This is a genomic window from Pusillimonas sp. (assembly GCF_035515275.1).
In the GTDB taxonomy this organism is placed as follows: domain Bacteria; phylum Pseudomonadota; class Gammaproteobacteria; order Burkholderiales; family Burkholderiaceae_B; genus Pusillimonas.
In genome coordinates, this window is sequence record NZ_DATJBQ010000019.1 from 1 (window position 1) to 7,715 (window position 7,715).

Consider the following 7,715-nt stretch of genomic DNA (forward strand, 5'->3'; position numbering starts at 1 on the left):
TACCGTATGCACAAAGCTGTGATCGAAGCATGCCTCGGGAGCGGGTCTGATGACATTGCGTCTGCCCGCCGCTAGTCTGGCTGTGCTGTTGTTGCCGGGATGTGCGCTTCAGCAAAAGCTGCTTGAAATTGCCTTGTCATCAGAAGCAGCTCATGCGCAGGTGGCCGACGAGCGCCGCGCCTTTGCTGATGCGGTTTCCAACACGCACGTGCGTCGGGCGGCGCAACATGTTGACCGGCCCTGGCTTGCCGGGCGAGCTCAACCTCTGGCTCGCGAAGTAACCTTACCGCCCGCATTGCGGGCCAATGTACGTACCACCTTGGTGTTCCCGGGGGCGGCGCTTGAGCTTCCCGCCATCGCGCAGCGCATTACCCTGGCAACGGGTATACCGGTCTATGTGCGACCAGATGCGCTCTTGCCCCAAGAGCGCTTTGCGCCGCGCCTGGCTGCAGGCACGGGCTTAACAGCGCAGGCCGTGGGCGCACCGATTGCCATGCACCTGGACGGCGAGGCCGGCCCTTTAAGCAGCCTGCTCGACCGAATCTCGGCCACGCTGGGCGTTCGCTGGCGCTACAACGATCAGCGCATTGAGTTCTACCGCAGCGAAACCCGGATTTTCAATGTACGTGCATTAACCTTGAACGCAGATGCCGAGGCGGCCCTTGGTTCGGGCTCTGACGCTGCGGGACAAGGGTTTTCAAGCGCATCCAAAACCAGGCTCAGTGGCGGCAAAGAATCGCTGATGGAGGTCGTGCGTCGACGCATCGAGCCCTTTTTGTCTCAGGCGGGCATTGTGGTGGCCGAGCCCGGCGCAAGCTCGACGGTTGTTGTGACGGATACGCCCGAGGTACTGCAGCATATTGCCAAGTATCTTGAGCACGAAAATCGTTCGTTGACACGACGAGTAAGACTTATTGTCGACGAGATCACCTTGGCCACCCACGAATCGGGCGAAGCAGGGCTGGATTGGAACCTGATTTTTTCAAGCGCCAAGCTTGCCGCGTCGGCATTCATGCCCGGCGCCGGGCTGGAACAGGCGGGCGGAATCGGGCTGGGCCTGAGGCAGGGGCCCTTCCAGGGCTCCGAGGTGATTGTGCAGGCGCTGGGCCGGGTGGGCAAGGTCGTTCGACGCAGCAGCCTGCCTGTGCTGACACTGAATCGGCGGCCGGTTTCCCATGCGGTTCGAACCACGTTTTCTTACATAGATCAGGTGCAGACCACTGCCTTGCCCGATGGAGCCGGCGCGGCGTTGCCCACGGTTTCGGTCAGTCAGCGCGAAGAAACGGTTGGCTCGTTGCTGACCCTGGTACCCGACGCGCAAGAAGACGGTCAGATTCTGCTTTCCGTCGCCTACGACAACACCGTGGCACAACCCTTGAAGTCCATTACCTTTGGCGATAAAAGCCACCCTTTGCAATTGCAGCAGATCACCATCGACGGTAATGGCACGGTACAGCAGGTTGCGCTGCAGCCGGGGCAACCGTTGGTCATATCGGGCTTCGAACGACGTCAGGAAGAAACCGAGGGGCGTCGTCTCAATCCGGGGTTTCCAATGGTGCTGGGCGGCAGCGACCGCGCATCAAGCCAATACCTGACCACCATCATGGTGGTGACGGCTCAGCTCGAAGAAGGCTACTAGGGGCAGACATGCAACAGGCACTTATTCGTCCGGTCTTGTCCTTTCATCTGGCTTTCGGCCTCGATTGGCTGCCCCTGATCAGTAGCCGGGCTGCAAGCGCGGCCCGGCGTATTGCCCGCCAGCGCAGTGCTTCCCATATTGTTCTGGACGGAGAGGTGCCTGCGTCGTTTGGATACGGCCTGGCAAGAACTACCGGTCTGCGACGCGGAGCGGTCATACATTCGGCGGCTCAAAATATGGCGCGCCTGTACCCAACCGGCAGCATCGGTGCAATTATTTCCCTCGATGCGCAATCGCATTGGTTGGTGGCGCTACACGAGGGTGCCGTCATGGCAGGCACCGACAGCGTCTATCGCTCGCACGCCTATGCGCTTGATGCCTTGCAAGCGTTGCAGCGCGCTCATCCTCGCCTGGCAATCCTGCAGACCGAAGCGGAACTTCCCAGTCTGGCGCTTATAGCGGGGGCATCCGATACAGGAACCGCCTTGAAAAGCACCGGCCATCTCCGCCGTCGATGGGTTGCGGGTCTGCTTCTGCTGCTTGTGTCGTGCCTGGCGATTTACGCATGGGCGGGGGTAGCGCGCGTGCCACAATCCCAAACCTCGCTGCTTGGTCCAGACGAAATCCGGTCTCGATGGAATCAGGCGTTATCCAGCGCAGAGCAGGGGTTCCCCGTGCATGGCGTTGCGGCCACCCACCAGCTGCTGCAACACATTCATGCTGTCCCGGCAGTGGTGGCGGGCTGGGCCATGACGCGGGTGGTGTGTCGGGCTCAAGGCCGGTCATGGCAGTGCAACGCCGACTACGACCGGCGCCATCGCAAGGCCGATAACCAAGGGCTGTTGTCCGCTGTCCCCACTGACTGGCGGCTCGATTTTCCCACCCTCAACAAGGCAAATGCCGCCTGGGGGTTCGACACCGACCCATTGTCTCCGCAGCAAAGGCGAATCGACAGCGCAGCGGGCAATCGGCGCCATCTGCAAAGCGCATGGCAAGGCATTGCTCCGGCATTCAACCGGATGCGGCTGGGGCCCGCCCGGCCGGTTCAACTTGCGGTGCCGCATGACGCACAAGGCACACCCTTGCCGCGCCCCGCGGGCTTGCGTTCCTATGATCGGCGAACGGTCGAGTTCGACGGGCCGCTGCGTTCATTCAGCCTTTTGTTGCCGCATCTCGGTGCCGTTGGATGGCACTCGATCACGCTTAGCTTTGCTGAGCATGCCCAAGCTTCGCTTCTTACAAGCCGCTTTCGCGCTACTTTGCACGGAGATCTTTATGAACTACACGAAGCCGATTCTGCCGAAACCGGTTCCGCCGACGTACATGCCGCCCAGGCCGGTACTGTCGAAACTGCGTCGCATGACTCTCGGGCCGATGCGGTCGCGGCCAACGACGGGCCTGGCAACGCTGGTGGTGGCAATGCTGTGTTGCTCAGCGGGAGCATGGGCGACTGAAATCGACGAACTTTCCGCTGATCAGGTTTCTGTACGCGAGCTTATGCGCCTTGAAACCGAGCAAGCTCTTAGGCGTCTGCGCACCGGTGAGCGGGCTCCGGCGTCGGGCAACGGGCTGCACGGCTCCGCTCAGATTGCCGCAGTGGGTGCGGCGGCTCGCCTGGTTGCCATCTATGGGGTGGGGTCAAAGCTTATGGCCGAGGTTCAAGTCGACGGCCGCAGGTTGCTGTTCATACGAGGACGGCCCGAGGCCGTGGGCCCCGGTCGTACGCATGCCATGCGCTTGCTTGGCATCACCGAGCGGTGCATCGAGGTCTCTGTCAATGAGCAGCGTGAATTTTTATGTGCGCCAATGCCCGGCGCCGGCGAGGGCTAAGCCATGCGTGCTGCCTGGTCTTCCTGGTCGCGACTGAACCCACCCGATGTCGTCCTGCCTATTGCGGATCCGTCCGCGCTCAACATCTCGCCTGTGTCTGTACTTGAAAGCCTTGACGACATACTTGGCGTGCGCCCCGCCTTTGTGCGCTCGATCAGCCGCGAGCTTGATGTCGAAGCGCTTGCCGCCCGGCTATGCCCCGTACTGCTTGAGGACGGAACCGTGGCCATTTTTGCCTTGGCCGAGCATGCCGGAAGCGACCAGGCCAACGCTTTGGTGCGGCTGGTGGGCGAGCGCGGCTACCAGCCGGCGCAGCCGCCGTTCTACATCTTGCCTGCCCCGCTGTTGCTGGCCATTGCACGAGGCCAGGTTACGCCTCAGATGCTTTCTGGGGCTGGCTCGCGGATGCCCAGCCAGGCAGGTACCGCCTTGGCCGACGCCTTTCAAGACATGCTCGAGTGGGGCGTACGTGTCGGGGCCAGCGATCTGCACATCAACATTCATCTGCGCGAACCCGAGTCGGAAGTCCGATTCACGTTGTCGGGCCGCTATGTGGCGCCCGAGCGTTTTCAAGGCATACCAACGCGCACGCTCATGGACATGCTGGCGGTCATCTGGATGGATGTCAGAGGCGGCAACGGTGCAGTGTTTGATCCTGGCATCGAGCAGCAGGGCAGCCTGGTCAAGCGGGTTGAGGGGCGTCAAGTATTGTTGCGCTGGGCCTCGCTGGCAGCAGAGCGGGGCCCCAGTGTCTGCTTGCGTCTCTTGCATCGTGACGCGGTCATTCAAATCCCCTCGCTCACGCAGCTTGGTTACCTGCCGCATCAATGTTCGGTCATCGAGTCGGCCGTGCTTGCGCAGGGAGGAGCCATCGTGTTTTCGGGCTCGGTCGGTTCCGGAAAATCCACGAGTCTGGCCGCGCTGATTGCCGGTGTTCCGGCGGACCGCAAGGTGGTCACGCTCGAGGATCCGGTCGAGTATCTGATTCCTAATGCAGTGCAGAACACCCTGGCCCGCGCCTTGCACGAGACCGCTCATGACGAATACGGCTCCAAACTAAGGACGCTCAAACGCTCGGCCATGAACGACGTATTGCTGGGCGAGATCCGCGATCTGGAATCGGGCCGGGCCTTTGTCGATCTGGCTGGTTCGGGTGTCAGCGTGTATACCTCAACCCATGCCGCGTCGGCGGCCCTGGTGGCTGACCGTCTGGCCTCCGATTTTATCGGTGTGCCCCGCGATTTTCTCGCCACACCGGGTGTACTGAAACTGATCGTGCATCAGGCCCTGTTGCCTTTGGTTTGCCCGGAATGCGCGCTTTGCTTTCGCGAGGCGACCAAAGGTCCACTTACGCCACCCCGAACAGCCGGGTCGTGGCAGGTGTGGTTGGGGTTCGTGCAACGCCTGTATGGGGCTGATGCGGAATCACTCCGGTTTCGCAATGAGGGCGGCTGCCCGACCTGCCGCCAGGCAGGGGGGGCACACCTGGCGGGCTATGCGGGGCGCAGCGTTGCGGCCGAGTACATCGAGCCTGCTTTCGATTACGAGTGGCTGCATTGCATACGCCAGAGTCAGAGCTTGGGCTACCTGAGCAAGCCGGCTGTACAGTTTCCGGGCATGCATCGTCCCGAGTCGATCTCAACAGCCTTGCATTGCGCCATGTACAAGGCCTTGCTTGGGCAAGTCGACGTGCGCGATGTCGAACGTGTTTTCATGCCCTTGTCCTTGCAGATGCGCATTCAGGGTGAACATCATTTGTCGGTCATGCAGGTGCCGGCATGAGACACCGGAACCTGGGCGATGACGCCGTTGCCTTGCTTGGCCAAGTGTTTGCATGGATTGATCGGCGACGTTTTCTTCCATTTCGCGCCGACTACTACGAATACCTGTCGGCCCTGATGAAGGGCGCAAAAGGGCGGCATACCTTGCGTGATATTTTCGAGCGCGATGCGCATCGTTTCTCCGATTCCGTGCGCGGCAGGTTGTCGCATGCCTGGAGCCGGGCGTATCCGGCCAGTGGCGGAGACCTCTACGCCACGTGGTTCGGGTGCTTTCCGGCCAGCGAGCTGTCCATTGTTCGCGTTGCGCAAATATCGGGCAACGAGGCTTTGATACGAACCTTAGGCGATCTTGCGCACGCGCTGAGCCTGGCCAGACGTTCGCGGCATCTCTTGTGGACCACGGTTTGGTCGGGCGTGCTGTCGCTGTGTGTCCTGGTTGCTACGGTATTGGCAGTGCCGATGCTTACCGTCCCGCGCCTTGAGCATTTGTTCAACATGCTGCCAGCCGAGTACCTGGGCGGTGCCACGCGCGCCTTGTTCCGCTTTGCAGCCGCCGTGCAAGCCGGCTGGGTGTTGATCGGAACGATAGGGGCTGTCTTCGTGGCGGCGATGCTGTGGTCGATTCCCAATCTCACCGGCATGCTGCGCAGCGCGCTGGACAAGGTTTCGATCTGGCGAATCCATCGTTGTGTCGGCGCCTTGAGATTCATGTCGGTGCTGACCGTGGTGTTGCAACGTCAGGCCGTTTCGCCGACGCAATTGCGCACCGCCCTGGCCATGTTGTGTGCGGGCGCCTCGCCGTGGATGCGCTGGCATCTGGACATCATGCTTGAACGCATCGACCATGGCCTGGTGGGGGCCGCCACGTTTGATACCGGCCTGCTTGACCGCGAGTTGCTCTGGTACTTGCACGATATGACCGAAGCGCGCGGGTTGGTTACCGCGCTGGAGTTGGTGCGCGACCGTCTCGACAGCCATGTACTGATGCAGGTGGCGCGTCAGGCGCAGGTGCTTCGATGGACGTTGCTGGCTGCGTGCGTAGCAGGAATGGTCGCGCTGGGCCTCTGGCATTACGTCGTGATCGACGAACTGCGTCGTTCTCTCATGATTTTCCACGCGAGCCAATAAGTGGCGCCGCATCGACCAAGGAGCTTCTCATGAACCATACCCTGTCCAATGTTGCACGCCAGCGAGGCTTTTCGCTGGTTGAGGTGTCCATTGTTACAGCCATTGTTCTGCTGCTGGCCATTATCGGCATACCCGCCATAGGCAATTACGTGATTGAAAACAAAGTGCCCAAGGCGGGTGAGGAACTGGCGCGCTTCATCCTTCAGACTCGGGTCAATGCACCCAGCGGTACGTCGTTGCCGTACGCTGCCATAGAAACGGCGCACTTTGCGGCTCAGGCTCGCGACTCCAGTGTTTTCTCGGTGGTGGGCGCCGACGCCGCCACACGTGTGCTGCACGGCCTGGGCAGCGACGGCGAAGTCAATGTCCAGCCTGTAGGTTCTGGAGCCGGGTTTTCCATAGGTTTGTCACGAGTGCATCATGCTGCCTGTCCATCGCTGGCTTCGATCTTGCAGCGGGTGTCCGACACCATTACCCTGACCGCTGACGGGGCAGGCAACACCATTGTCAAAGATGCCGTTACGCCCTATAGCGCCTTGTCGGTAGAGACTCGATGCGCGCGAGGGGATGCGAACGACTTCCTGTTCACCGTCAGTCATTGATTGCGGCCCGAGAGGACACCGGCATGAAGCGACAGCGTGGTTTCGCCCTGCTTGAACTGGCGCTGGCCTTGCTTATCGCAATGCTGGCAGCGGTCTTTACTGTTGATCGCTTTGCCGAGCGCAGCAGAGAGGTCATGGCCGAAGGTCATGCGGCATGGATGATGGCCCTGCACCACGCCGTGCTACGGTATGTGGAGCAGCATGGTGCGACGCTGGCTGCGCAGGGCGGTGCAGGCCCGGTTGCGGGCTTTGTTGATGCGCTGGTGCCCACGCAGGCCGAACTCAAGGCCGCAGGCTTTTTGGCGGCAGGCTATCCGGAGCAGGGCACCCGGGGGGTGGGCGCAGGCATCCGGCTTTTGCCGCGCGGAGACTGTCCGTCGGATTCTTGCCATATCGAGGCATTGGTATACAGCGATGCGCCGCTTGGACAAGATCATGCCCGCACCCACAACCTGGCCATGGTGGCGCACTGGCTAAGCGTGTCGGCAGGCCGGGGTGGGGCGGTCATGCCTCATCGAACGCATTTGGTCGGGGGGCCGGCGTTTTCGTTTTCCAACCCGCCTGTGGCGGGCATGGCCCGGTTGCCCCCGGGCACGGTGGCCATGGCGGTCACCGCCGAACAGTTGCAGAACCTTCCGTACTTGCGTGTGCGCGACTCGCGTGACCCCGATTTTCAGGGAGCTGCCAGCGTGGCGGGCAATGTCCGTACCCAGGGCGCACTGTCTGCGCGCGAGC

Annotated in this window: 7 protein-coding genes; all 7 read left to right on the forward strand. The window is 61.6% G+C overall.

Annotated features, from left to right (window positions below; genetic code table 11):
- Window positions 1-49: 49 nt before the first annotated feature.
- Window positions 50-1,639, forward strand: coding sequence for a hypothetical protein (locus VL003_RS01115; protein ID WP_325438720.1), 1,590 nt, complete (start codon window positions 50-52; stop codon window positions 1,637-1,639).
- Window positions 1,640-1,647: 8 nt separating this feature from the next.
- The gene (locus tag VL003_RS01120; protein ID WP_325438722.1) at window positions 1,648-3,093 is read left to right on the forward strand and encodes a hypothetical protein; all 1,446 of its coding nucleotides are present in this window, start codon (window positions 1,648-1,650) and stop codon (window positions 3,091-3,093) included.
- Window positions 3,059-3,469: a hypothetical protein gene (locus VL003_RS01125; RefSeq protein ID WP_325438724.1), complete on the forward strand. Its 411-nt coding sequence runs from the start codon at window positions 3,059-3,061 to the stop codon at window positions 3,467-3,469. Before VL003_RS01120 ends, VL003_RS01125 begins: the two co-directional genes overlap by 35 nt.
- Window positions 3,470-3,472: 3 nt before the next feature.
- Complete coding sequence (locus VL003_RS01130; RefSeq protein WP_325438726.1) at window positions 3,473-5,251, forward strand: ATPase, T2SS/T4P/T4SS family; 1,779 nt, start codon at window positions 3,473-3,475, stop codon at window positions 5,249-5,251.
- On the forward strand, window positions 5,248-6,378 hold the full coding sequence (locus VL003_RS01135) for a hypothetical protein (RefSeq protein ID WP_325438728.1): 1,131 nt from the start codon (window positions 5,248-5,250) through the stop codon (window positions 6,376-6,378). The genes VL003_RS01130 and VL003_RS01135 overlap by 4 nt, the downstream gene beginning before the upstream one ends.
- 29 nt (window positions 6,379-6,407) lie before the next feature.
- Complete coding sequence (locus VL003_RS01140; RefSeq protein WP_325438730.1) at window positions 6,408-6,980, forward strand: type 4 pilus major pilin; 573 nt, start codon at window positions 6,408-6,410, stop codon at window positions 6,978-6,980.
- 23 nt (window positions 6,981-7,003) lie between these two features.
- On the forward strand, window positions 7,004-7,715 hold a 712-nt coding region (locus VL003_RS01145; RefSeq protein WP_325438732.1), incomplete at its 3' end, for a hypothetical protein.

What these genes read in the sequence shown, in the direction of transcription:
- VL003_RS01115 (WP_325438720.1), top strand. Translation starts at nt 50, where the DNA reads ATGACATTGCGTCTGCCCGCCGCTAGTCTGGCTGTGCTGTTGTTGCCG.
- VL003_RS01120 (WP_325438722.1), top strand. Translation starts at nt 1,648, where the DNA reads ATGCAACAGGCACTTATTCGTCCGGTCTTGTCCTTTCATCTGGCTTTC.
- VL003_RS01125 (WP_325438724.1), top strand. Translation starts at nt 3,059, where the DNA reads ATGCTGTGTTGCTCAGCGGGAGCATGGGCGACTGAAATCGACGAACTT.
- VL003_RS01130 (WP_325438726.1), top strand. Translation starts at nt 3,473, where the DNA reads ATGCGTGCTGCCTGGTCTTCCTGGTCGCGACTGAACCCACCCGATGTC.
- VL003_RS01135 (WP_325438728.1), top strand. Translation starts at nt 5,248, where the DNA reads ATGAGACACCGGAACCTGGGCGATGACGCCGTTGCCTTGCTTGGCCAA.
- VL003_RS01140 (WP_325438730.1), top strand. Translation starts at nt 6,408, where the DNA reads ATGAACCATACCCTGTCCAATGTTGCACGCCAGCGAGGCTTTTCGCTG.